The following is a 26,832-nucleotide window of genomic DNA, read 5'->3' as shown; positions in this document are numbered from 1 at the left end:
TAATAGATAAGGTTAATTTGAGTAATACAGAGGTTTTATGTGCCGATAAAGGCTATGATTCTGATGCGCTACGAGCCCATATTGAACAAGCAGGGACGCAGGATAACATCCCTCGAAAACGAAACACTCAGTATTCTAACGACCATATGGACTGGGACTTGTATAAAGTACGACACTTAGTAGAAAATGCTTTTGCCAAGTTAAAGCAGTATAGGGCGGTTGCCACCAGATTTGATAAGCTCAAGCAGAGTTATGAAAATACAGTCGCTCTTGCTTGTGCTTATATCTGGCTCAAATTATGAATGTTCAACACGCCCTAATATTTTAGGTAATAAAGACTCTAGCTAAACAAAAAGGGCTTAAGATTAATCTTAAGCCCTTTTCCATTTTAATGTCTCTCGCTTAAAGCAGCTTCAAGCATCTTACGCAGATAAAATAACTCTAGAAATGGTTAACGTAAATTGAGTTCAGGAACGCTTTGTCCGCGTTTACTATAAAACTCATTTACAAACTCATCAAACTTATCTTGTTCAATCGCGTCTCTGATACCTTGCATCAAACGCTGATAGTAACGCAGGTTATGAATAGTCGCTAGCTGCGCCCCTAGCATCTCTTTACATTTATTTAGATGTGATAAGTAAGCACGGCTAAAGTTTTGGCAGGTATAGCAGTCACATTCAGGGTCTAATGGCCCTTCATCAGTGCGATACTGGCTATTACGTATGCGTATAATGCCGGCATTCTCAGCGTCACCGGTGACAAAGTAATGACCATTACGGGCGTTGCGAGTCGGCATCACGCAGTCAAACATATCGACGCCGCGGCGTACCCCTTCAACGAGGTCTTCAGGCTTACCAACGCCCATCAAATAGCGCGGCTTGTCAGCGGGCATATCGTCGGCGATATAATCTAGGACGTCTATCATCTCTTCTTTTGGTTCGCCAACCGATAAACCGCCGATGGCATAACCATCAAAGCCAATCTCAAGCAGACCTTCGAGTGATTGCTGACGCAAATCGGCATACATACTGCCTTGGATAATGCCAAATAAGGCATTGGTGCTGCCAAGCTTCTTATGCTCATCGACACAGCGCTGGCCCCAGCGTAGTGACAACTCTAAAGATTTTTTGGCTTCTTCATGAGTGGCAGGATAGGGCGTGCACTCATCGAACTGCATGACGATGTCTGAATTTAAGCTATATTGAATTTGCATCGATTTTTCTGGCGATAAAAATACTTTTGCGCCATCGATAGGCGATTTAAAAGTCACGCCTTCTTCGGTGATTTTACGCATTGCCCCAAGGCTGAATACTTGGAAACCACCCGAATCGGTGAGAATTGGCTTATCCCAATGCATGAATTTATGCAGACCACCAAATTTATCAATGATATCAGTGCCCGGACGCAGCCATAAATGGAAAGTATTACCCAAGATAATATCGGCGCCAATCGCTTCGATATCCCGTGGCAGCATGCCTTTTACGGTACCATAAGTACCCACTGGCATAAAAGCAGGCGTTTGCACATCGCCATGATTGAGATGAACCGTACCACGGCGTGCGCGCGTGATACCGCTGGCCGTTTTGTGTAAAACAAATTGCATAAGATAACCGCTATTTAAGCTATGAAAATGGCGCTAATTATAACATTGTTAAGCATTTTTTTGGACATGGATATTTAAGCGGCTGACAATTAATTGGTTTAGAGAAGGAGAGCGTTTATAAAATAGCCTAAGCATGCTAACAATTAAACGGGACATTAATCGCTTATTAATTGGCTTGCTATAACCAAAAAATACAGACATTCTTGCCAAGTCATTGCTAAATTAGAAGAGTAGCTACTATAAATCAAATAAATGTTAAGTGCTAAATGTATATAGCGGAGAGAGGATATGGATAAAGCAATTTATTTGTCATCGATTCGCTTGCTATTGAATAACGACTTATCAAATAAAGCCCTATTAAATGGACTGTTATTAACGAGCGCATTATTACTATCAGGAGCAGCTATGGCAACCGAAGAGCCAAAATATACTGTATTAAAACAGGCTGAAGACTTTGAGCTGCGTCGTTACGATGAGCAGTTAGTAGCACAGACTTGGGTAATGGGCGACCAAGATGCCGCCAGCCGTGCAGGATTTAAGATCTTAGCAGATTATATCTTTGGCAATAATAGCGCCGCAAATGGCGAGAGTTGTAAAATTAGCATGACTGCGCCAGTAACAATGCAACCTGAAACTAAAAAAGGGAGCGGTGATTCACAAAAAATTGCCATGACTGCGCCAGTCAGCATTCAAAAAACTGAAGATAAATGGCGCGTACAATTTACCATGCCAAGCCAATATACGCTGCAAACGCTGCCAAGACCTAATAATCCGAACATCGAAATTGTAGAAGTTCCAGCGCAAACTTATGGCGTTATGAAATTTTCAGGATTGGCGGGTGCTGAAAAAGTCGCGGCGAAAACTAAAGAGCTACAATCTTGGATGCAAGGGCAAAATTTAACCATCATAGGTAAGCCTGAGCTGGCGCGTTATAACCCACCTTGGACGCTGCCGTTTCTGCGCCGCAATGAAATAATGATTGCTTATCAGCCTAAATGATTCATTATTGAAAAAATAACGCCAAAAATGATGCCAAAAAAAGACAGCAAGCGCTGTCTTTTTTATTGGCGATTAAATGAGATTAGCTGTTTTGCTCACGGATGATATTCAGCATACGGCGCAATGGCTCTGCTGCGCCCCATAATAGCTGGTCGCCAACGGTGAAGGCGCCGAGATACTCAGGACCCATATTAAGCTTACGTAGGCGTCCTAGCGCCACTGTTAAAGTGCCGGTCACTGCTACCGGTGTTAAGCGGTTGATAGTGGCCTCTTTGGTATCTTCAACCACATCTAACCACTGATTACCGCTGCTTTTCAATGCCGCTTCGATTTCTTCTAGCGGGATGTCTTTTTTTAGTTTAATCGTTAAGCCTTGAGCGTGACAACGCATGGCGCCAACGCGGACACACATACCGTCAATGGCAATTTTATCGGCTTCAGAGTTGCCAAGGATTTTATTGGTTTCAACGCCGCCTTTCCATTCTTCGCGCGATTGTTTGTTTTCTAACTGTGCGTCGATATAAGGAATCAAACTGCCTGCTAGTGGTACGCCAAAGTATTGCTTAGGAAAGTTGTCTGAGCGCTGTGTCTGAGCGATTTTTTTATCAATCTCAAGGATGGCGCTGGCAGGGTCGGCAAGCTCGTCTTTGACTGCTTCATGGAGTACGCCCATACCTTCGATTAGCTCGCGCATGTTGTTGGCGCCAGAGCCACTCGCTGCTTGATAAGTCATGGCGCTGACCCATTCAACCCAGCCTTTATTAAACAGCTCACCGATTGCCATCAGCATCAGTGACACGGTACAGTTACCACCGATGAAGTCTTTTTTGCCATTTGCCAGTGCCTTATCAATCACATTGCGGTTAACAGGATCAAGAATGATGATGCTGTCGTCCTCCATACGTAAGGTGCTTGCTGCATCAATCCAGTAGCCAGTCCAACCGCTATCACGTAGGGGCTGATGTACCTTTGAGGTATAATCGCCGCCTTGGCAGGTGATAATTACGTCACAGGCAGCAAGTGCTTCAATATCATGAGCATCTTTTAGTTTGCTGGTCTTGATACCGTCAAAGCTTGGGGCGTCGCCGCCAGCGTTACTGGTCGAAAAAAACACTGGTGTGATACCATCGAAGTCTTTTTCTTCACGCATACGCTCTATCAATACTGACCCGACCATACCGCGCCAGCCTACCAAGCCTACTGTTAAATTACTCATAAAACTCAATCCTTTTCACCATAAATTGTTGCACTGCCAACCGATAACAATGCCGTGAATAGCAGCAAAAAGCAAGGTTTTTTAGAGAATATACCGCATTTTTTAGATATGACTTATTCACTTTTCTACTTATCAATGCTACTACCCATAAAGCCTGCTATTTATTAAGCTTGCTGATTATTTATCGTGTCAACTTCTCTTAAATTCAAGCCCCTCTAAATAAGGCTTAAATTGTAATTTTTTATAGCCGCTAACGTCTAATGAATGTTCAATAGTAGGCGCAGGCGTGATGAGGTGCTAAAGTAAGCAGGCTATTTATCTTGTGACAAAGGTTTAGAGTTCAGCCGCTCAATCATTTTTAGCTTAAATAAATTTAGCCCAAACAATTATTATATAAAGAATATTCACTATTATTGGCTTTGCCATTCATTTAATAAACGGTCGACACACATTATGGATCTCTCCCTCTTATATTATGGCGCTCAGTGGTTGGCAGGATTCATCGCCTTTGTCACTATTTGGGGCTTGTTGCCTCTTGATAATTGGTGGGTGCGAGGTGTTGAGTTTCCCCGTATTCAAATTATGTTCCTCGGGCTCGCCGCTTGGCTTGGCATGGTTATATTTTGGTCGGACTGGCAGTTTGGTCAGTGGCTGTTATTTATCGTTTTAAGTAGCGCGCTCGCCTTTCAATTGCGTATGGTGTTGCCCTATACCATACTTTGGAAAAAAGAAGTGCTCACTGCCAAGGATATGCCAAATGGACATGCGCACCAGCTTAAAATCATGGTTTCAAACGTATTGACGCCCAATGATGAGACCCAAAAACTGGTTGAACTGGTAAAAGATAAGCGCCCCGATATTTTAATTACTTTAGAGACTGATAAAAAATGGGAGAAAGCCCTTAATCAAATAGAAGCAAATTATCCTTATACTGTCAAAGTGCCTTTGGATAATCTATACGGTATGCATCTGTATTCTAAGCTTGAGCTCATAGACCCTGAAGTTAAGTATTTGATGATTGATGATATTCCATCTATCCATACGCAGCTACGTTTGCAGGGCGGCCAAGTGATTTGGCTATACTGTTTGCACCCGATGCCGCCCAGTCCGACAGAGGCAGATAAGTCTACGACCCGCGATGCTGAGCTGCTGATGGTTGGAAAACATATCAAAGAAAATAAGCAAACGGCGATATTGGCAGGAGATTTAAACGATGTCGCTTGGTCAAAGACTACCCGTCGCTTTCAACGTATCTCAGGCCTGCTAGATCCTCGTATCGGACGCCATTTTATCAATACCTTTCATGTTAAGTACCCGTTTTTACGTTGGGCACTGGATCATATTTTCCATAGTGCTTGTTTCACCTTGGTCGATATTCAGCGTATGCCGTCTATCGGCTCCGACCATTTTCCGGTGCTGACAACGCTACAATACGAGCCCGAAAAAGTCAGCAGACAAGAAACCAATGCGCCAACTGAGAAAGCAGAAGATGTTAAAGAGGCGAAAAACACTATCGAAGCGGGTAAACAAGAGGGCTGTAAAGTATCAAAAGAACATGCAGAGGCTGAAAAGGAAAGTGATTGCTAAAAAGGTTTTATTATCTGTATAAAGCCCTCGCCACAAACAATAGCGACGTAAGCAAATGCTTACGCTAAATAAGGTCTTTAGCCTCTAGTCGTTCCGCGTCAATTCACCTAGAATACAACCATCAACACAAGGATACGCAAGGATGCAGTGTTGAGGCAGTAACAATAAAAGCACAGGTCAGCCCGCTGTCTTATAGGTTACTGTTTATGACTTAGGATGAGTCAACACGGAAGAGATAATAACAACAATATGAAACGCCATAGCCCTGAACCCATCGCCCTAGGTTCGGGGCTTTTCTTTGTGCGTTATTTTTATTTGAAAAATATTTTCGACCGTTAATAAAAGCGTTAATGAATGTATAGTTAAAATATCCTAAAAACGCGACGGTATTGCTGATATCAATTTTTTGTAGCCTCTGTCTGCGCAGGCACAGCTAGCAAGAAAAATTGATATCAGCAGTGCGTGATGTATTGTTATTACTTTTCACTCACTATAGAGCTCTAAGCTAAAGATTATCCCACCATTTATGGAGTTTTTAATAAATGACCTAAATTAAAAAAGGGTATATGCATTGGCACATACCCTTTTTTAAAATGTTTTCGATATTATTAAATACTAATTAGCCGAGTATCTGAATATAAGCGCCGGCTTGTAGTTCTTGTAGCCAGTCTTCTTTGGCTTGCGGAGCAAGGCGCTGATATAGCGCTTGACGTGCCATATTGCGACGGTATTCATCGCTGACATCTTGCTCGCGTTTGCCTTCAACTTTTAGAATGTGCCAGCCAAATTGCGTTTTGAATGGTGCAGAGTAATCACCGACGGCGGTATTCTTCATCGTTGTTTCAAACGGACCAATCATTTGCTCTTCACCAACCCAATCCAAATCGCCACCGCGTCCTGCTGAACCGGGATCATCTGAATAAGTTGAGGCTAGGCTCGCAAAGTCGGCTCCTTTACGTAATTGCTCGTAGAGGTCATTGATTTTTTGCTCAGCCAAAGCATCGGTTTGTAGCTCATCGACTTTGACTAAAATGTGACGCGTATGCCACTGCGGCACTAGCATGGTATCACTGGACTTTTTATCAGCCAGTTTGATGATATCAATACCTTCTGGGGTCACTAACGGCGCACTGACGGCGCCAACTTCAAGTTTGGTGATTTCGCTAGCAAGCTCGGTTGGTAGTGCAGCCGCTTTATGAAAGCCCATATCGCCCCCTTGCAGCTGAATAGGGTAGCTGCCTTGACTTGCGGCAATGGCTTCTGTGACATCGACATTTGGCGCTTGCAGTCGTGTGCGTAGACGCTGCGCGACTTTTAATGCTTCTTCACGCTGGGCGTCCGACAGACGGCTGTAATCGTCCATATAGGGGATACGTACGTGAATAGTTTGATATTCGCTTTGACTCAAACGCTTGGCTTCAGGAGAGGCCAAAAAGGCATCGATATCTTGTTCGCTGATGCGCACGCGGCTTGCGATTTGGCGCTGCTGCAAGGCTTGAATCGCGGCATCTTCAATCAATTGCGCGCGTAGGGTAGCATAACTGCCTGGTTTTGCGGCGTCCAAACGTTGTTGTAACTCGCCAAGGCTGCTGAGTCCTTCTGCTTGGGCGATTTGAGCCAGCCGCTGATTGATGGCAGCTTCATCAGGATTGAGACCAACTCGTTTGACCATTGAGAGTTGTAATTCACGCATAATGAGGGCGTTTAGTACTTCAGACTGTAGCTGGGCTGAATTGGGAATGGGTTCACCAGCCGCCTGCGCTCGTGCTTGGGTTTGCGCCATAGCAGCGATCAGATCGCTTTTTAAGATAGCGTTTTCATTGACTAAGGCAATGATACCGTCCGTACTATTGGCAGGTGTCAAACGTGCGGCGCTATTTTTCTGAGTGCCAGCATCAACGTTTGCAGCTGAAGTTTTTGCAGGCTTAACGGTGGCTGCTTGCGCACTTAGGCTCAGAGCAATAGCGCCCGTCATACCCATAGAAAGCAATACAACTCGGCTTGTCTGACGTAAAGAAAAAAATCTCATGATGCTCCTCATCAATGTCATTGCATCGGATGGTAATCGGTTAAGCCCTAGCCGTTACTCTTCATTTAAGTAGCGGCTAAGGCTGTTTATAATAGGGTGTAAACACTGCTATATGCTGTTATAGCACAAATGTTACTTGATACATAAACCATCAATCATACGTGAGTCTAAGGATATAGACGACGTTTTATTCATCTTTCCATGCGCTTTGAACCGGCTCAAAGCCCAAAACTTTATCAGAAAGTAAGCGTGTTAAACGGCTGCTACCGCTACCAAGACCGTTGAGTCTGATTTCTGCCATAATCGCCTGTGTTGGTTTGTCTTTGATATTCAAATCATTATAGTAACGACGACCATAAACTGCAAAACCAAAACAGCAATCCTCATAATCAACACCGACTAACGAATCGAGCATTTTATCACGATTATAATCGTATTGACCTTGCGCCAATACGCGCCAGTTATTATTAATTGGGAAAACCGCTGATGCGGTAAACGCCGATAAAGGTAACTGGTCGGTGTTTTCATCGCGCATACGCTTCACAAAGCCGACGTTAAATAAACTGTTGTCAGATGGCTGATAACGCAGCTCAGTGGTGATATAGTTTAAATCATAGCTATGAGTAAGCGCGCCGCTTACATCGACCCAGACGTTATTATAAGGCTGGGTACTGGTATCCCACACCAATCCTGAGGAAGAATTCGTCAGCACAGGTTTTTGGCCTTCAAGGGTCACGCGCCCATCATCGATATAAAACTGCTCTGCGATACTACCATCAAAACGTGTCACACCCGTTGCATCGATGTAACGATAATTAATACCGGGTGTAAAGGCATGCAAATCTTGCAAGCGGTCATGACCTAAAAACCAGCTGTCCGAAAACAGTTGCTCGTAGTTGATAGAGGCAATACGGGTATTAAAGTTAGGAATATCGTTTTGGTCTTTATAGGGCGAGTAGGTATATTTTAAGCGCGGACTGAGCAAGCGATAACCGCCTAAAGTATCGTCAAAGGCGCCAAAGGGTGAGCCCGCTTGAGAAAAGTGCAAGCCAGCATCGACACTGACTTGAGGCACAAATACCGATTGGTTGCCGTCATCTTTGCTCAAATCATTGTCCGCCAAACTGTCTTCATCATAAGACGTATACAGATGCTGTAAGCTGAGCTTAGGTTTGATATAGCCCCAAGATTTTTCCATCGGATAAACGGCGCTTAATTTATTATAAAAACGCGTGCCACTTTTTTCATTTTCAGAGCCATCATCGATGGATTTTTTAAAATAAGCCGAGTCACTTACGCCTGTGATATCAAAGCTTTTTGCCCATGGTAGACGATAGTCAAGTTTAAGCTGTGGCAAGCGCGAGTACGGCTTGTCTTTATCTTGTAAAGGCTGTCCATTATTGTTAAATGCATCGAGCGTTTGGAAAGTCTCGACTTTTAATTCACCATTGACATAATCGTTATAATAATTCACCCGCGCACGGCGTGGTAGGTTTAACGTATTGTCTGACAAACCCAAGGTATCGAAGTCGTTGAGATAATCGGCATCTGACACATAGCTATATTTTGCGTCGCCACTTAAGCGCGGAATACTGGTAGATGACCAATAATGATCGTAAAAAAAGCTGCTACGATCTTCGCCATCATATTTTTTATCATTGGGCAAATAAGAGCCGTTAAAAATTCCTTCGCCGTACTCCTCAGTTAGATAACGAAACTCACCGGAGAGCATGGGGTTACGGTTGGTATAAATGCGAGTATTAAGGGTGGCATCGTAGTTCGGCGCTAAATTAAAATAATAAGGTACGTCAACTTCAAGGCCGCTTTCACTACCGACACTCGCGCTCGGTAATAAAAAGCCGCTGCTGCGTCTATTGTCTATAGGGAAATTAAAATAGGGTAAATAAAATACCGGTACATCAGCAATTTTAAACGTTGTGTTGTAAGCTTCGCCGCGGCCTGTTTCGGTATCTAAATCGATGCTTTTAGCATCAAACTGCCATTTACGGTTGGTCGGCGGGCAGGTGCTAAACATCACCTCATCAAGCTCATACTGCGTCTCGTTAGGGCGGTTTAAGCGCTTGGCATAGCCGTGTGCTTGCAGCTCTACGCTAGCAAAAGCCACGTCCTTAGCTGTTGATTGTCCAGTTTCGGTATTGTAGTTTAAGCTGTCGGCGACACCGATAAGACCGCCAGTGGAGGCTTTTTCAGTGAGGCTAGACTTAGCGTTTTGACCATTGATATTTTGTCCGTTGCTGTTTTGAAAACGGTTAGCTTCGGCCAAGCCAGCAGCGTTTTTGTTTTGTCCAGTCGCTTGGTCGGTAAACATCACTTTACCCTGTGCGGCTGCGACATTGTTGTTCAAATCGAGTACGATTTTTTCCGCTTCGATATGCTGCGTTCCTTGGTCAACGATGACATTACCAGAAAGCTCGGCGTAGTCGACATTGTCGTAATAGCCATAATCCGACTCTGCAAACAGTGGCGCTTGATTATTAGGAATGCCGTTTAAGTTGGGCGCTGGCTGGCCGTTAGGTGCGCCCGTTTCATTGATCGCACGTTGGTAATTAGGATTTTTTTTAGGATAAACCCATTGACCTTCACAGCGCTGGGCGCTATCGACGCTATTTGGTAGCAGTTTTAAGTCGTTGCCTACAGGTTCAATGGTTTGCGCGGCAAAAGAGTTTTGAATATCGCTGTTATTGCTATCTGCTACGTCATCATTGCTATTATTATGTAACGTAGCGGGATCTGTATCAGGCGTTAATTCATAAAATTCTGCTAAACGTATCAGGCTGTCTTGAATACTTTCGTCATTGACATCAATGCTGCGCTTATTGGATTTGGCTGTGCTGCTGTTATTAACGGGCGCAGTGGTATTGTTTGTTTTAGTAGCGTTGTTGACGGCATTATTATTAATATCAATACTGTCACTGCTGTCATTAATTGCCGTTATATTTACGTTGTCACTGGTAAATACGTCATCAGTGTTGAAAACAGGCGCAGTTGCTAATTGACTGTTTAACGCTTTATTATTAGCATCAGCAGCGCCATTTTGGGTTTGATTGCCCTTTTCAGTAGAGAGGGTAGACATGGCGGCGTCACTACTATTTTCAGTGATTAGTGGCTCAGTCGTCTGTGCATCAACATTATTATCGACAGGATTAAGAGCCGCACTGACCGTCAAGCTGGTTAAGCCCAAGGCGCCAAATAAAATCAAACGGATGCTTTGGTAAAGCGGAGAATATAACAAGGGCACACCTATGATTGTAGAGCCTATTGGATTGCGATCGTTAAATGACAGGCTATATTTTAACGTTATTTCACGGCGAATAAACCTATCATTAAGACAATAATCTCGAAAATCGGAACGTTTTACATATAATGACGACTAATCATAGTCAAAAAAAACCAAATCAGCTACTCTATTTACCAAAATTTATACGATAGTGGATTATACAGACCTTTTTACGGCTACATAGCCAGTAGGGTTTTTCTGCTCAAAGCGGCTGCGTTGCTCAGTTGCACGCTCATTATTTTAACAACTATTTGCCCCACATATCACTTATTTATGACTGATATTTAATTTGCGATACTTTTTATGACGGATAAAACCATGACAGTACCTAGCGTAACCGCTACGCGCCAGCAGCAGTTAGAGCAGTGGCTGCAAGACGTGTTTGCCAACCAAAAATTTATTCTTGATAGTCTACCGGGTGATGCCAGCGCGCGCCAATATCACCGTATCCAGTTACTTGATAATGATGCTGTCGAAACTGAGCGCTATATTGTCATGGATTCGGCTGACGAACAAGACGCGTTGCAGCAGTTTATCAATGTCGCAAAACTGATGGCACCAGCAATCAATGTTCCGACGCTCGTCGCTCAAGACGTGGCAAAAGGCTTTTTGGTATTGCAAGATTTTGGTACGGTAGAATTTGCTCATCTGCTGGTCGATGCGCCAGCCGCTCAGGTGAATGATTACTATCAATTAGCGCTGCGCACTTTGGTGGCCTTGCAGGCGGTGCCAGTGGCCGCCGCAAAGACGGATCATCAATTACCAGATTATGATACTGCCCTACTAAACCGTGAGATGAATTTGTTCAGCGAGTGGTTTATTCCTTATATTGGTATAGAGCTTGAGCAAACGCTTTGGGAAAATCTTAAATCAGCTTTAATCGCTGAGATTTTGGCGCAGCCGCAGGTCATCGTCCATCGCGATTATCACAGTCGCAACCTTATGCAAGACCAAGCAGATCATACGCGCTTGGGCGTGATTGATTTTCAAGATGCGGTGATAGGCGCGTATAGCTATGATTTGGTGTCTTTAGTACGCGATGCTTATGTCGAATGGCCAGAGACTCAGGTATCAAGCTGGATACAGGACTGCTGGCAATTGCAAAAACAGGCAGGGCTTGCGACAGCTGATAATGCAGCGCAGTTTGAAAATGATGTCAATGTCATGGGCGTACAACGGCATTTAAAAGTGCTGGGTATTTTTATCCGCTTGTTTGAGCGTGATGGCAAGAGTCGCTATTTGGCTGATATTCCAAAAGTCATGCGTGACCTGATTTTTGAGCTAGAATGGCTGGCAGAACACGGTAATTCCAATATGCAGCAAGCGGTTACTCCTTTTAATGAATGGCTGCGAGAGTCTATCTTGCCTGCTTATCAACATAAATTTGTGCAACAGTATATCTAAACAGCATGAGCAAAATAAAAGCGATGACAGTATTCATCGCTTTTACTTTGTTTAAAACAGTCAATAATGAATAATAGGCAATCATACAGCCAACAACAAGGAGCGTGTATGTCGGTAATAACGCAAGCGATGATTTTGGCGGCTGGCAAGGGTACGCGCCTGCGTCCGCTCACACTCGAGACGCCAAAGCCTTTGGTGGAAGTAGGCGGGCAGCCACTTATTGTCTGGCATATCAAGGCGCTACAAGCTGCTGGTATTACTGATATCACTATCAATGCTTCATGGCTTGCAGACAAGCTGATGCAGACATTGGGTGATGGTGCAGAGTATGGCGTGACGCTGCATTGGTCGGATGAAGGTGATGAGCCGCTTGAGACCGCTGGTGGCATTTTTAACGCGCTGCAAAACCATAAGCTGCGCGATGAGCCTTTTATCTTAGTCAACTCTGATATTTGGACGACCTATGATTTTGCGCCGTTGCGAGATTACCAGTTAGGCGCTGACCAACGAGCGCACTTATTATTGATTGACAATCCTGAGCATAATAATGGCGGCGACTTTGCTATCAATAATGGACTGGCAAGCGACCAGCCGATTGCCGATGCGGATAAATATACCTTTGCTGGCATGAGTGTCATCTCACCAAGACTGGTTGATGGGCTGGTAACAGGACAACCGGCAGCCCTTGCGCCACTGCTAAAACAAGCAATGCTAAAGTTCCAAATTACCGCTGAGGTGATTAAAGACAATTGGATAGACGTCGGTACGCCCGAGCGCTTAACACAAATTAATGACTATATAGAAAATCACAGTGTCGATAATCATCGCGGCGCATAAACGGTTTTACGACAGTCAAAGTTAAAGCAAAAAAGCAGCGCTGAATATTTACTATTCAGCGCTGCTTTTTTATGGCGCTAGGTTTTGATAAAAGAGATTTTATACACCCATTGCCAATTTTATTAATCGGGCAATGGTAAAAACAACCAAAAAACCCGCCAAATATAAGCCTATAAACCAAGCCCATTGCGACTGTTTTTTACTGAGTTTTTTCATCACTATCTCCAAACTGCCTTTTAACTCCAAGCTATTTTCTAACTTCAAACTACCTTTCTAATCTAAGCCATTTTTTAATAATCAGTCATCACATATTCATGAGCGGATTAAGCTAAGCGCGGCTACTATCCTTACTAGATAGATAATAGCCGCAGCTTATTTAATACATGTGCTCGTGGTCGGTTTTACCTTTAAAAGTATAATACGCGAAAGCCGTGTAGCTTAAGATAATAGGTAACATAATACCGGCGCCGATGAGCATAAAGGAGAGCGAAGTATCAGCCGCTGCTGCTTCATAAATTGTCATTTGATACGGTACGATATATGGGAATATCGCTATACAAACGCCGATATAACCCATCAAAAATAACGCAACGGTCAATAAAAATGGACGATACTCGCGCTCAGTGGTTAAATCTTTACGCATAAAGAAGAATAAGAGCAAGACGATAATTGGCATCGGCGCTAGATATAACAGCCCTGGTAAACTAAACCAGCCTTCCAGCGCTTCGATATCTGAAAAATACATGAATATCGTCACCGCAATCATCGCGACGATTAAGGCGGTGAGCAGCCAACCTGATACTTTGCGTGCCCAGACTTGCAGCGTATGTTCGGTTTTGATAATCAGCCAAGTAGAGCCCAGTAGCGCATAACCAATCAATAGCGAAAAACCGCACATGATAGAAAAAGGCGAGAACCAATCAAAAGGGCCGCCTGTATACAGACGATTGCTGGCCTCTAAGCCTTGAACCAGCGCCCCAAGCATAATACCTTGGGCAAACGTCGCAACGACAGAGCCGATAAAAAAGAAACCATCCCAAACGTAGCGATGGGCGGTGGCTTTAAAACGGAATTCAAATGCCACGCCACGCATAATTAAGCCAAACAGCATAAAGATAACTGGCAGATAAAGACCGCTCATAATGATGCCGTAAGCGACAGGGAAGGCGGCGAATAAACCACCGCCGCCCAGTACCAGCCAAGTCTCGTTACCATCCCAAAAAGGCGCGATAGAGTTCATCATGCGGCTACGGTTTTTATCAGAGCCTGCAAACGGAAATAAGATGCCGCAGCCCAAATCAAAACCATCTAGTAAGACGTAGATAAAGACTGATAGCGCAATCAAGCCACCCCAGATTAAGGGTAAATCTAATACATCACCATAGTTAAACATTAGCGTAACCCTCCATCATCGACGTCGTCAGCAGGTTCATCCAAACCTTCTTCAGGCCCTTTGGTTTTATCAGCAGCGCGCTTATCACCGCTTAGCGTGCGACCTTGGGCTTCGGTGACAGAGTGATCATAGAAATGATCATCCGACGGATCCTCGTACGGTTTGGGTCCTTGTGCAATGAGGCGCAAAATATAAAAGCTGCCCGCGCCAAATACAAAGGCATATAGCACAATAAAGCCAATCAAGGTTGTTGCCACTTGCTGCGCTGCGATAGGTGACATACTCTCAGCAGTACGAATAACTCCATATATCGTATAAGGTTGACGCCCTGTTTCGGTCACAAACCAGCCGGCAAGTAGCGCTATAAAGCCAAGCGGCGTCATCATCATCCACGCACGGTGGAAGAGCTTGCTCTCAGGATCGAACTGCTGCTTTTTAAAGTACTTATAAAGGCTAAATAAACCGATGAGCACCATTAACATACCAATACCAACCATGATACGAAATGCCCAAAATACAATCATAACGGGCGGCTGATCTTCTGGTGCCCAATTTTTAAGACCTTTGACCTCACCATCTAGTGAATGGGTGAGAATCAAACCGGAGACATAAGGAATGCTAAGCTCATAGTTATTGGTTTGGTTCTTTTGGTCCGGTATGGCAAATAGCCGCAATGCCGCACCGCGCTCATCTTCCCAAATCCCTTCCATCGCTGCGACTTTAGCTGGCTGATGCTCAAGAGTGTTTAAGCCATGCTCATCACCGATGAGGACCTGCGCTGGCGCCACAAATATCGCCATAATCATCGCCATGCCGAGCATGACTCGACCATGCTGCCGATGCTCAACGTGCTTTTTAGACTGTAAATAATAAGCGCCAATACCGCCAACCACAAAGGCGGTGGTCAAAAAGGCTGCCGTCATCATATGGGCATAGCGATAAGGAAACGAAGGATTAAAGATAATTTCAATCCAGTTGGTGGGGTATAACAGACCATCAGCGCCCAGCATAAAACCTTGCGGCGTTTGCATAAAGCTGTTGGCGGCCAAAATCCAAAATCCTGAAATCATCGTACCAATGGCAACGATAGCGGTGGAGGCAAAATGCATGCGTTTGCTCACCCGTCCCCAACCAAAGAGCATAATCCCTAAGAAGGACGCTTCTAAGAAAAACGCCGTTAAGACTTCAAACGCCAATAATGGGCCTAAGATATTACCAGCTCTGTCGGAGAACACGGCCCAGTTAGTTCCGAACTGATAGGACATGACCACACCCGATACCACGCCCAGTCCGAAGACGACGGCGAAAATCTTGACCCAATGTTTGTATACTTCAACATAAATGGGCTCGCCAGTTCTCAGCCAGCGAAATTCAAGCACGGTCAACCAGCTGGCAAGACCGATAGAAAAAGCGGGGAAGATAATATGCCAGGAAATAACGAAGGCAAACTGAATGCGCGCGAGCATCAACGCATCCATTTGATCAATCATAAATGTAGCGAACATAAACGGTTACCCTTATCTGTTAGCTGAATAGCGTTGGCTTCCATGATACGCGCAAGTAACTGTCCGTAACCGTCCATCAATCAGGGCGCTTATTATTACGGGCAATCGCTAAATATTAGTTAGCGGCAAATGTAATTAAGATAAAAATTTAACTAAAATAGCGTTCATTACCCTTATGTTTTATTCATTACCGTAGGGTAAGACTCAAAAACTTTAGGGATGACTATTTAGCCAAAGTAAATAATTCATATCCTTATAAACTATTAAATATTCATCAAATGATCGTTTTATTCATATTAAACGTTTTAGTATTATGCTCTTCACCTTACGCACACGCAAGTTGCACAAGTGTGCTATTACACACCTATGCGTTCATAAACCACTTACAATATTAGCCAATAATCTTTGGAATAATAGTCATTGTTTAACTATTGTTATCAATAGATACTAAACAGTAATATAAAAAAACAAATTTTAATAATAAGAATTCAAAGCTTTTTATATAGGTGAAATTTAGTTTGTATCTTGCTGCTGTAATTGTTGATGCAAAATACGGCGTAAGGTCAGAATGGTTTGCGGGTTTTCTTGGATGCTATGACCGCCGTTAATAACCGTCTCTGACGCTGCACCATCGAGGTGAGCGCTGGTGTAGGGCACGATACCATCTGACAGCTGCTCGGTGAGTGCTTGCCCAATCTCGCCATCGACTGTCACGGCGGCGACCAGCGGTTGACCTGGCAACTCATCACTATCCGTTAACAGCGCATTGCTGTCATCAACGTCGATAACGTCCTCTGCATGGTCATTTTCTGTTATCTCTTCGGACAAGTCGAGCTTTGCTCCAGCAGGCTGCATTTCTGCCAAACCTCGGGTAATATCAGCATCGTTATTGGCGATGATTGAATGATAGGTGATACGGTCGTTGATACGGATATCTTTGGTTAATTGAATAAAAGACGATTTGTCACTTAATTGACTGGCGCCATTTTGTAAATATAGCGCGCCGAGCGGGTTCTGGGCCAAATCGCCTTGGATGGCCAAGGCTGCTAAGTTATCGGTCACCGTTTTTACCAAACCAACGGGCAGATACACGATGCGGCGTAGCGCGCGCGTGAACCAGCGGTCGGCATAATCGGTACCGCGAAACGGCGACGATAAAAATACTGCCGTATCTACTTGTGGCAAAGTTTTAAGCTCAAAACGCTCTTTTAGCTGCTCTTTGCCCGCAGACTGCTTGATCGCCTCACGGATTTGACGTTTCTCATTCATCGACAGCGCATTCTGGTCGTCAAGTCGGTCCAAATCATCGAGCAAGTTTTCGTCAGACAGCATCATACGCGCAATGATGCCGCCCATACTATGGCTGATAATGACGCTGTTTTTACTGGCGATATTTTGCCCCGTAGGGTCGGTTTTCTCATAAGCGGTATTGATGAGCTTTTGGATTTGATAGCGATTTTCTAAAATAGGCAAGTTGGTCGGATAAAAAATCTGCCAAACTTGATAGTTATTACGCAGTTTGTCATCATTAAAAATATCGTTGGTTAAATTGACCCACGTCGCTGGGCTTGAGGCCAAACCGTGCAGCATGATGATGACGCGCTTATCAGCATCATAAGGTTCGAGCATAAAGAGCTTGGGTAAACTGGTTTCTTTTTTACGGGTAATCAGGTTTAGATAACCGACGCCATCGAGCTGGTTTTCTGCCAACCATAAGCCGTAACCTGCTGAAAAGTTTGCCGCCAGTGGATAATCGTCACCTAAGATATTGGCGCTCTCGCTGCGGTAAGGGTTGTATAAATGAATATCAAGCTGTTTGCTGCTCAGGGTATCAAGCACGCTATTGCCCATCGGCTTAATCAGCCCGGTCATTAGTAAATGTCCAGTCGGATAAATCCGCGTACTGGCATCATCACTGTCCAAGCTATCCTTTGAGCGCTCCTTCGAGCTTTCGTTTATATCGCTGGCTGTTCGACGAGGGCTTTCTTGATGCAGTCTGCCCGTCCTATCTGCTAACGACGAGATTAATAATTGACGAATGGTAGTGGTATAGCGGTCGTCCAATGAAGCTACCAAGCTGATACCCAGACCTGGGCGCTTACTAATAGAGTTTAGTCCAGAGAGGCGTAGCTCATAGGTCGAGACCAAATCGGTTAGGGCAGCGGTTTGTTGGTTGGCATTTTTGAGGTAGTTATTTTCGTTGGGCAAATAGACATTGAGATTGTAGTCGTCTATGTGCATTTTCATGACTTTAATTTGGTCAGTTGGTTGTCCCTTGACGGCCGTAAGATTGGCAATTACTGCTTGCTCGCTGCTAGTGGCAGTACTTGCGGACGTCGGTAGGTATTCTACCTTGGTATTACCCATCATTTTACCGCCACCATCAGCCGTTTGATAGAGCTGGGTAATCACATCGTTACTAGCGGCGTTATAGATGTCTTGGGTTTGGATATCCATCTCACTTGGAATACGACTTTGCGTGTGTGAGTGTCTGGTTTCTTTATCCGCACCTTCAAAATCATGCTCTAAGCTGTCATAAAATAAGTACGTATAACTGGTTTTAATGGCATCAAATAAACGTTCTTGATAGCCAATCAAGCAGCTATCGGTTCTTTTTTGCTGCGCCTTGGCATCAGTGTCGCTTAAAGGCGCGTTGGCATAATAAGGGTCAAGTGGCGGGCGGGCGAGGGCATTGCGGCAGTCTTTAGATTCGCCAAGCTGGCGCGCTTTAGCGTAGTGTAATTCAGCAAATACTGCCAAAGCTGGGCGGTAATGTTCATTTAGCATGCTGTCGGTAAGCTGCGTTAGGCAGAGGTTAAACTGCTGCATACACGCTTGCTCATTAAGCCCGGCTGACAATAGGACTGAGGCGGTATCGCTACTCAGTTTGTTATCGGTGACAATATTGCCGCGCTGGGCGGCGATGGTCTTTGCTGAGGGCTGTTTATTGACGGAGACGGTGCTACAGGCAGGCAATATTGCCATGGCGGCGACCACTGCGAGTAGAGCAAAAGGCGTCTTGTTTTTATGCTTATACTTATGTTCTAGCGACGGCATATCGTTGGCAGAGTCAGCAAATATCATAGGTCATTCCAATAATAAGTATCAGCAACGCATTATAAATAAGTGATAAATGTCACCTTTATATAGCAGCATGAGTGTAACGTAAGTCGAGCTATTCGACTATTGTAGTTGTTGTCTTATAGTCAGCTATCTTATATTCATATAGCATGAAATACTATCGAAAAGATGGATAGGCAATGCTTAACAAAGCCCACTTAGATATTTCTAAATTAAGCACAAAAAAGCGCGCTCACATTATTAATCATAATTGCAGCGCGCTTTTTTACAGCTCTTTAGAAATCAGTGTGAGCTATCATTTTACCAAATAGCTAACACTTTACGTTTCCATCACAAAGAATTAAGTGCTTGGTTTGATATTAATATCTGGGGCAGGGATATCCCAAATATAGAATTTACCGTCCTCGATGAGCTTGATTTGTTGACGAATAATAGCGTTGTCAGGGTTTTGTTGCGCCAAGCGGCGTAAACGCTCTAGTGCCTTATCACGGCGATCACTTAATAAGTCAGATTGCGCAAGACTCTGCTCAGCTTCGGTATAACCAAGATCGACTGCTTGATCAAGGTATTTTTGACCTTCTTTAAAGCCGCCACCTTCTGAGAGCATCATGCCATAGATAAAGTTGGCTTCGCCGCTATTTGGTTTAAGTTTGATGGCGCGATCGATATATTGTCCGCCACGTACCGTATATTCTGAGCCTAAATCTAAGTTGCGTCCCATGCCATTGAGTTTGGCGGCACGAACTAAGACATCGTACGAGGCATTTGGCGCTTTAGCATACGGCTCAATCCATTCAGTCAAGACTTTGATTTTTTCACGGGCGTTGTGGCGTTGGGTACGGTTCGGGAAGTTTGGTGGATAATGGCGCGCATTTGGCGACACTTCTTTGATAAAGTCATCGAGTAAGCTGACATCCAGTTTATCAGTGCCAAGTCCTTGCTGCTGCGGTATGATCACGGTAGGGACAAAGCTGATATCTGAAATACTCACTTGCGGGACTGGGATGTTTGGCAGCTGACCACTGCGTAAATCAATCCCCGTCGCAGTGATAGGACCACGCTCATAAACGCGCGTCGTACCGGTCAACTCGGACGTGTCTGGTGTTGGTACGGCTGGTGGCTGGGCAGCATTTTGCGCAGTGTTTAAAGGTACACGATTTGGTTGGACAATAGCCTGCTGGACATTGCTTTGCTGCGTATTAGGGGCTTGACTATTAGCTGATTGCGTGACGTTAATTGGTTGAACGGTGTTCTGCTGAACGTTATTTTGAGCGCCAATCTCAACTCCAACATTGGCTTGGGCATCAGCTTGCGCCGTGCTAATCGTTGCATTTGGCTTGGCTAGGCGAATGATACGTTTACTAGAATCGATAGCGCTAGGTACTGCTGTGCTGCTCGTAGCAGGCGCTGCGGTGGCGTCCTCTGCTGCTGCATTTACTGGCGCTGATAGCAGCATGGCACAAGCCGCAGCGAGTGCTGTTAGAGTCGCAAGCCTAGGCGCTTTACTAGAGTGCGATGCTTTATTAGAAATAGGGGTTTGGCTGATGGCTTTCATAAAAATAATTACCTTTTAATCGTTGTCGTTTATCAGTTATTGTAGTTACTGACTTGTTATCTATTCATCCATTGATTGATCGTTAGGTTTTGGCATTCCGTAAAATGTACAAATTTTTCATACCCTAGCAAATTAATCTGACTGCTAACAGTAGTAGGATTGTTAAAAGCACAGAATAATGCCGTCTGTAGCCACTAAAAAAGGATGCAGATTAGTAGCGCTTTGCGTATTATAGATGATAAACGCTTATAAATGATAAGCCGTGGCCTTCATGCGATTGGCCATCCAGCGCATCGTGTGGCGCACCAGTGGCGACAATGCCGCGCCGCCATTTGCCAGCGCCAACTCGCGGTGATGTAATTCTTCAATATCCATTTGCGCCAGTATTTCTCTTGAGCGTTGATCTTGCGGTGGCAATTGACCGATATGGTCTTGCAAATGCTCACTAACTTGCGCTTCGGTTTCAGCGACAAAGCCCAAGCTAAACTCGTTAGAAATCGCCCCTGCTACCGCGCCAAGCCCAAATGACATGCCGTACCATAAAGGCGTAAAAATACTAGGATGGCTGCCAAGCTCATCTAAGCGAACCTCGCACCAAACTAGATGATCGACTTCTTCTTCAGCAGATTGCTGCATGGCTTGCTTGACGTCATCGTTTTTTGCAGCAAACGCTTGCCCGTGATATAGCCCTTGGGCGCAGACTTCGCCCGTATGATTGATACGCATCAAGCCTGCGACATGACGGGCTTCGTTGATACTCAGCTCAGAAATCTCATCACTGCTAACAGGCAGCGGGCGCGTGCTAGGATTTGAATGCGGTACGACCGCTCGCAATGCTTTATCTACGCCAAGTAATAGCTGGTCAATTTTTGATAAGGAACGCTGCGCCATGATTCACTCCTGATGGCTGTATGAATTATAAATAGAACTTATGATGAATAGGTTTAAGCTATTTAATAGGCCACTAAGCCTATCAGACAACACTTATCAAACCACTATAACAAACAATAGACAATCTCGGCAGCGAAATTATTGGCTTGCCGATTCATATTGCGTTTGACGCTAGTCGTATCGATTTTTCTCGTCATCATGAGTTTGGATAACGGCGTGTTTGATGTGTTTATTAAGCTTAAGATATAAAAATATACCAAAGATAATATTTAATAAGCCGGTAACTAAAAACAGTTGCGGCAAATTTAGACCCAGTGCATTTAATACCACAATCGAGAAAATCGCCGAACACACCATAAAAATGGCATTAAAGATATTATTGGCACCGACGATACGCGCGCGATGGCTTTTTGGCGCATAAGCCTGCATAGAGGCGTATAAAGGCACGATGTATAAACCGCCGCTAAAGCCCAAAAAGAACAAGTCGGCAAACACGCGCCAGCTACCGCTCAGACCCCATAAATCACTGATACCAAATAGTGCAGCCGAGCTGACATTGAGTTTGAGCCCTGACAAAGAAAAATATAAATCAATGGCAAAAATGCTCAAACCTGTAATGCCAAAGGGCAGTAGGCGCAGACTGACTTGATTTTTGGTCAGGGATTTGCACAGTAGCGAGCCAATCGACACCCCAACTGAAAATAGCGTTAATAAGAAAATCACCACGGATTCATCGCCATGCAAAATGACTTTGCTAAATTCTGGCGTTTGGGTCAAAAACGTCGCGCCATAAAACCAAAACCAGCTATTACCAAGAATGACAAAGAATAAAAAAGGCAACGAGTATAAATAACGTACCGTCGCCATACTGGTGGTAAAGATATTCCAATTAATCTTCAAATCAGGCTGCATCGCTGACATGGTAGGAATAAAACGGGCGGCAAAATAGCCTATCGCCGCAACAAAAAGCACCGTCACACTTATCCAAAATAGCGGCTGGGTAATTTGGGTCAATACCCCAGCGATAATCATACCAAGCAAAATGGCAAGCGAGGTGCCCATTTGGAACAGACCATTGGCACCGACCAGCTCATTTTCCCTCATCGCTTGTGGCAAGTACGCATACTTAATCGGCCCAAAAAACGTCGATTGCGTGCCCATCAAAAACAGTGCCACAAATAACAGCGCGTACCATTCAAAGACAAAGCCAACAGCAGCGATAATCATAATGCCTATCTCAAGCAATTTGATTAAGCGCGTCAGTTTTGATTTTTCAAACTTATCAGCAATTTGCCCTGCCAATGCCGAAAATAAAAAGTACGGCAAAATAAACAACATCGCCGCCAAGTTATTTAAAATACTGACTTCCATACCCAATTGGCTGGCAGCAGTATAGGTTAGCACCAGTATCAGCGCTTGCTTAAAAATATTGTCATTAAAAGCACCCAAAAATTGGGTAAAAAACATGGCATTAAACCGGCGATGCTTAAAGAGTTGAAACTGATTGGCCATGAAAATTCCTACAGGTGGGGCGCGGCTAATAAAGGAGAAAACAAACTTTTACGCAGTGATTGGCAGATAAACAATTATCAATACTATCAAAAACTTATCGAAATATAGCATAGGTTTTATCGATGTTACGCCGTATAATAGCAAGGCTTTGGTAAAAATACATGCGCACAGTGCTATGATTTGAGAATTAACTAAGTTATGATTTGTAAATTTTAGCCGTCCAAACCTTTAATTTCAGCGAACTGTTCTACGTTTATTCACCGGTAAGACGAGGCGATTGCCATCGACCGTCACTTGTGCCGCGTGAGGTGATAGGAAATCAATATGAAACACCAGCCTTCAACTCTAGCGCGCCACTCATCGGGGATACCGCCTGTTGCTGCGTCAAATGCGCCGCTGTGTTCGGCTAAATTTGCTCATCCTACTCATATAAATCCTATGGATAACCCTCGTGTTTGTTTTACGCGTACGGCGCTATTTCGGGCATTGACCACCAGTTTGGTTGGTTTTGGGGTCAGTGTTGCTATCGCGCCTAGTGCTCTTGCCGCCACTGATTTAAATAATAATACGGCCAATAATGCAAGCAGCAGCCAACTTATCAAAAATAGTGGCAATGATGCGACCACTGCACAGCCGCAACGACAATCGCAGCCACCAACGCCAAAACCGCCTTCCAATTCTTCGGCTCAGTCCTCGTCTAAACGAGCACTTTCTAAAGATGCCTATGAAGATAGCCAGCTTGATATTGCTTTGGACGCCTTACGTCTAAAAAAAGCCGTTGAAGAAGGTATTATCGATCAATCGGTATTGGATGATTATAGCGAGCAGAACTTAGGTATTAAAAATCCTAACAAAAACGCCACCGCGCAAGCAAATAATACGGATAAGTCCCAGTTATCAAATAATGATATCGATAGTATTAATGACTTTGCTAGTGCTATCGGTAATGGCATAGATAGTCTAGGCAACAACCAAGCATTTGACAGCAATGAAAACTTAGAGCAGCAAGTTAATAGCGTGCAGCAACAAGGCTATCAGATGATGACGCCTGATGAGATTGATCGCGAGCTGGCGGCGATGGATAAGCAAAACGCTCAAGATATCGGCAATATTAATCAAAGTAACGCCGTTAATAATATCGATGGTATGCGTTATGACGACAATGACTTTCAAGCTTTAGATGGCGCATTTGATGCGCCTGTCGCAAGGTTAGACGATAGCACGCCGCCAATTGGGCTCGATGTGAGTTTAGATGCTACCAATTTACCAGCACCGAGCAACCTTGAAACCTTGGGTAGAAATGAGGCCGCTGTTAAGCAGGCGGAGACAGATGATGTGATGTCGCGTCCTATTGACGTCAGCGATTCGGTTGCTAGTGGCACTGGCGATAGCACGACCAGTGTGGACATGGATAGTGGTATAGAAAATGCCCAGTCGGACAGCATCAATCCTGATGATTATTTGCCTATTTATGAAAACGATGTCAATGCGGTAAAAGAAAGTATCGAACAAGCGGCGAAACCCAAACCGATAGCACGTAACAAAAAAGGCAATATTGTTAAGCGTCTGTATAATCGCTTTTTTAAAGGTGGCGTCGTCACCCTACCGCATGTTGAGACGACCATTTATTTGCAACAAGCCGCAGCAGATAATTTAAACGATAATAGCAAAAACAACGCTCAAAACAGCATAAGAAATGCTAAACCAACATTAACCAAAGCCGATGATGATATTCAGCCCTTTAAGAATATCAAAGCTGCTATTGATGATACCACCGTGCAGTCTGTGGTTGATTTCACTGCTGCGCTGCCGCGTCTACGCCAGAGCGCCTTAGATGCTGCCAAAGCCGTTGGCTACTATGATGTAACCCTACGTTTGCGCCAACCAAATACCGATACCATTGATGTCATTATTGAAAAGTTGGGTGAGCCGGTACGCGTTGATAGCCGCATTGTTGACATTCGCGGCGAGGGCAGCGAGCAAGAAGAATTTGCCAAGTTAGAAGAAGATTTGCCGCCACAAGAGGGCGATATTTTTAATCACCGCGTTTATAAAGACAGTAAGGCGGCGCTCGGGTCCCTCAGTGATACCTATGGTTACTTTGATCAATACTGGCTCAACAAATCGGTCGATATTATCTTGCCTGACAATACCGCCGATGTGTCGCTGGTTTACAATACGGGTGATCGTTACAAGTTTGATGAAGTGGTGTTTTTTACTTATGATCAAGAGTCGGGTACGCTGACCCGCGATCCTGAAAAGCTACCGGTTGAATTGTCGTTATTAAAGCAGCTGGTTGGCTTTGAAGAAGGCGAGCCATTTTATCGTCCGGCCGTGACCAAGTTTAGTAACGATTTATCGGCGACCCGTTATTTTAATACTGTCAACGTCGAGACGATTTTGCCGCCAGACGAGCGTACGGAAAGCAGTACTTTAGCCTTTGATAATACCCCTAATAGCAGTAGTACTGAGACTACCGATGACGACTTCAATAGCAATAATATCGAGCAAGATGAGGCAGTCAAAGCCGAAAATGACGCTGAGCGTTACGCTACCAGCGGTGAGACGGTCAATCCAGCCGATATCGCTGCCATCGAGTTTGAAGCCGATGAAGAAACCTTGGGTAAACTGCAAGCCATTAGACAAAAAGCTGAACGTTTAAGCCGTCTGCCGGATGATCGCGTCTTGGATGAAAAAGACCAAAAAGCCACTAGTATTTTGGGTAAAATCAGCGACTCTATCAGTAATGTCGCACAAAAAATATTCCCTGATGAAGAAAATATCCTTGCCGATGAAAACTTCGTCCCGCCAACGCTTGCTGGGCGCAAAACCCCGCAGGACGTGTTAGAAAACAAAAAAGTGCCGCTGTACGTCTTTGTTTCGGCAAACAAACCACGTGATGCCCAAGTTGGTCTCGGTTATGGTACCGATACTGGGGTGCGCGCCACTGCCAAGATAGATTATAATCTGATTAATCGTAAAGGCTATCAAGCAGGGGCAGAAACCGAAGTTTCGCGCATTACCAAAAATGTCGCCGTGTATGGCAGTCGACCATGGAAGCATCCGCTAAACGATAAGTTGGATGCCCGTTTGACCTACGAAGAAGAGGTTATCGATCAAGGGGAAGGTAATTTTGACTTATCTACCCGAACCTTAAAAGCAGCATTGGCGCGTAATATCCGCCGTGAAAATGGCTGGGATCGTAGCTACTCTGTACGCTACCGTTTAGATGAACTGGAAACTGGCGTCGATGAGGAAGAATTAGACAATCTGCCAGTGCGCTTTACTTCCTCGAAACCGACGCAGCACGCTTTGTTATTTGGTTATGGCATGAGCAAAACAGACGTCGATAATGCTGCCAATCCTACCCGCGGGTTCCGTCAGTATTATGCGCTTGAAGCAGGTTCAGAAAGTCTGCTAAGTGATACCGATATGGCAATTTTACGCGCGGGTGTGAGCGGTCTTTATAGCTTCGGGGCTGACGATAAACACCAAGTGCTGGGCAGTTTAAATACCGGTTATATTTGGGCGGATGATTTTTACGAAGTGCCTTATAAACTGCGCTTCTTTGCTGGCGGCGATCAAAGTATTCGAGGTTATGATTACGAAAGCCTATCACCGATTGAGAAGGGCTATCTCACCGGAGGACAAATCCTGGCAGTCGGCAGCGCGGAATATAACTATGAGTTTAGACCAGGTTTCCGCGGCGCAGTGTTTACCGATGTCGGTAATGCCTATGACAAAGATTTTGAAACCGACACCAAAGTTGGCGTCGGCGTCGGTATCCGCTGGGCGTCGCCGGTGGGTGTGGTACGTGTCGATGTTGCTGCTGGCGTGACGGAAGATAGCATCCCTGTTAGACTGCATCTGTTTATCGGGTCACCTTTATAAATGGCTGCTATAAGTACGCCTAACACCAGTG

17 protein-coding genes are annotated in these 26,832 nt (G+C 44.6%); 6 read left to right on the top strand and 11 right to left on the bottom strand.

Going from position 1 to position 26,832, the window contains the following annotated elements:
- The coding region (locus tag B3R91_RS02120; RefSeq protein ID WP_286796283.1) for a transposase at positions 1-302 on the top strand (302 nt) is incomplete at its 5' end.
- 149 nt (positions 303-451) lie between these two features.
- Here B3R91_RS02120 and tgt read toward each other — a convergent pair.
- A complete protein-coding gene (gene tgt / locus B3R91_RS02115) occupies positions 452-1,603 on the bottom strand; it encodes a tRNA guanosine(34) transglycosylase Tgt (RefSeq protein ID WP_102076366.1) in 1,152 nt (383 codons plus the stop codon).
- Between the two features lie 288 nt (positions 1,604-1,891).
- Between tgt and B3R91_RS02110 the strand changes: the two genes are divergently transcribed.
- The gene (locus B3R91_RS02110) at positions 1,892-2,602 is read left to right on the top strand and encodes an SOUL family heme-binding protein (RefSeq protein WP_286796281.1); all 711 of its coding nucleotides are present in this window, start codon (positions 1,892-1,894) and stop codon (positions 2,600-2,602) included.
- Between the two features lie 82 nt (positions 2,603-2,684).
- On the opposite strand, the gene asd is transcribed toward B3R91_RS02110, so the two are convergent.
- Positions 2,685-3,818, bottom strand: coding sequence for an aspartate-semialdehyde dehydrogenase (gene asd / locus B3R91_RS02105; protein ID WP_286796279.1), 1,134 nt, complete (start codon positions 3,816-3,818; stop codon positions 2,685-2,687).
- A gap of 453 nt (positions 3,819-4,271) precedes the next feature.
- On the opposite strand from asd, the gene B3R91_RS02100 reads away from it, so the two are divergent.
- The gene (locus B3R91_RS02100) at positions 4,272-5,405 is read left to right on the top strand and encodes an endonuclease/exonuclease/phosphatase family protein (RefSeq protein ID WP_286796277.1); all 1,134 of its coding nucleotides are present in this window, start codon (positions 4,272-4,274) and stop codon (positions 5,403-5,405) included.
- Positions 5,406-6,024: 619 nt separating this feature from the next.
- Here the strand turns inward: B3R91_RS02100 and B3R91_RS02095 are convergent.
- Together B3R91_RS02095 and B3R91_RS02090 are read right to left on the bottom strand one after the other, a co-directional pair.
- Positions 6,025-7,434, bottom strand: coding sequence for a peptidylprolyl isomerase (locus B3R91_RS02095; RefSeq protein ID WP_286796276.1), 1,410 nt, complete (start codon positions 7,432-7,434; stop codon positions 6,025-6,027).
- A gap of 187 nt (positions 7,435-7,621) precedes the next feature.
- Entirely contained in the window at positions 7,622-10,687 is a 3,066-nt protein-coding gene (locus tag B3R91_RS02090) for an LPS-assembly protein LptD (protein WP_286796274.1), read from the bottom strand.
- A gap of 363 nt (positions 10,688-11,050) precedes the next feature.
- On the opposite strand from B3R91_RS02090, the gene B3R91_RS02085 reads away from it, so the two are divergent.
- Positions 11,051-12,136 (top strand): aminoglycoside phosphotransferase family protein, encoded by a 1,086-nt coding sequence (locus B3R91_RS02085; RefSeq protein ID WP_286796272.1) that lies wholly within the window; start codon positions 11,051-11,053, stop codon positions 12,134-12,136.
- Positions 12,137-12,244: 108 nt separating this feature from the next.
- Positions 12,245-12,973: an N-acetylmuramate alpha-1-phosphate uridylyltransferase MurU gene (gene murU / locus B3R91_RS02080; RefSeq protein WP_286796270.1), complete on the top strand. Its 729-nt coding sequence runs from the start codon at positions 12,245-12,247 to the stop codon at positions 12,971-12,973.
- A gap of 99 nt (positions 12,974-13,072) precedes the next feature.
- Here murU and B3R91_RS02075 read toward each other — a convergent pair whose 3' ends face one another.
- The 7 genes from B3R91_RS02075 to B3R91_RS02045 all read right to left on the bottom strand — a co-directional run bounded on the left by B3R91_RS02075 (position 13,073) and on the right by B3R91_RS02045 (position 22,910).
- Positions 13,073-13,189 (bottom strand): DUF2474 domain-containing protein, encoded by a 117-nt coding sequence (locus B3R91_RS02075; RefSeq protein ID WP_286796268.1) that lies wholly within the window; start codon positions 13,187-13,189, stop codon positions 13,073-13,075.
- A 160-nt stretch (positions 13,190-13,349) separates the two neighbouring features.
- Positions 13,350-14,366, bottom strand: a complete 1,017-nt coding sequence (gene cydB, locus B3R91_RS02070; protein ID WP_286796266.1) for a cytochrome d ubiquinol oxidase subunit II — start codon at positions 14,364-14,366, stop codon at positions 13,350-13,352.
- Positions 14,366-15,871 (bottom strand): cytochrome ubiquinol oxidase subunit I, encoded by a 1,506-nt coding sequence (locus tag B3R91_RS02065; RefSeq protein ID WP_286796264.1) that lies wholly within the window; start codon positions 15,869-15,871, stop codon positions 14,366-14,368. Before B3R91_RS02065 ends, cydB begins: the two co-directional genes overlap by 1 nt.
- Positions 15,872-16,384: 513 nt before the next feature.
- Positions 16,385-18,955: an esterase/lipase family protein gene (locus B3R91_RS02060; protein ID WP_286796263.1), complete on the bottom strand. Its 2,571-nt coding sequence runs from the start codon at positions 18,953-18,955 to the stop codon at positions 16,385-16,387.
- Between the two features lie 337 nt (positions 18,956-19,292).
- Positions 19,293-20,507 carry a tetratricopeptide repeat protein gene (locus B3R91_RS02055; RefSeq protein WP_286796261.1) on the bottom strand — a complete coding sequence of 405 codons (1,215 nt, stop codon included), beginning with the start codon at positions 20,505-20,507 and terminating at the stop codon, positions 19,293-19,295.
- A 246-nt stretch (positions 20,508-20,753) separates the two neighbouring features.
- On the bottom strand, positions 20,754-21,398 hold the full coding sequence (gene coq7, locus B3R91_RS02050) for a 2-polyprenyl-3-methyl-6-methoxy-1,4-benzoquinone monooxygenase (RefSeq protein ID WP_286796259.1): 645 nt from the start codon (positions 21,396-21,398) through the stop codon (positions 20,754-20,756).
- 171 nt (positions 21,399-21,569) lie between these two features.
- On the bottom strand, positions 21,570-22,910 hold the full coding sequence (locus tag B3R91_RS02045; RefSeq protein ID WP_286796257.1) for an MFS transporter: 1,341 nt from the start codon (positions 22,908-22,910) through the stop codon (positions 21,570-21,572).
- 324 nt (positions 22,911-23,234) lie between these two features.
- Between B3R91_RS02045 and B3R91_RS02040 the strand changes: the two genes are divergently transcribed.
- Entirely contained in the window at positions 23,235-26,801 is a 3,567-nt protein-coding gene (locus tag B3R91_RS02040; RefSeq protein WP_286796256.1) for an autotransporter assembly complex protein TamA, read from the top strand.
- Positions 26,802-26,832 lie beyond the last annotated feature (31 nt).

Source organism: Psychrobacter sp. UBA6291 (assembly GCF_002439405.1).
Taxonomy (GTDB): domain Bacteria; phylum Pseudomonadota; class Gammaproteobacteria; order Pseudomonadales; family Moraxellaceae; genus Psychrobacter; species Psychrobacter faecalis.
The sequence above is the reverse complement of the archived record's forward strand: the minus strand, read 5'-3'. Positions and strand labels throughout refer to the sequence as shown.